Annotated in this window: 1 protein-coding gene; it reads left to right on the forward strand. The window is 67.5% G+C overall.

The genetic code is table 11. From position 1 onward, the window contains the following. On the forward strand, window positions 1–249 hold a 249-nt coding region (locus L9G74_RS24515), incomplete at both ends, for a hypothetical protein (protein WP_238898869.1).

The following is a 249-nucleotide window of genomic DNA, read 5'->3' on the forward strand; positions in this document are numbered from 1 at the left end:
GCCCAGCTCCTCCGCGCCGACCTCGCCTTCCTCCGCTGCCTCCAGAGCAGTCGCCAGACCCCCGCCCGCGACGGCATCGCCGCCGCCGCCATCTACCGCTCCATGTGCATCTTCGGGCTCAAGACGATACTGATACCGTACCGTACGAACCTGGTGCGGCTGCAAACCGGGCCGAATTACGCCGACGCCTTCGCCGATTTCGTCAAGAGGGTCGCCTCGTCGTCGGGGAGGCCGACCGGTGGCAACAAG

Origin of the sequence: Shewanella electrica (assembly GCF_022321485.1) — a bacterium.
In the GTDB taxonomy this organism is placed as follows: domain Bacteria; phylum Pseudomonadota; class Gammaproteobacteria; order Enterobacterales; family Shewanellaceae; genus Shewanella; species Shewanella electrica.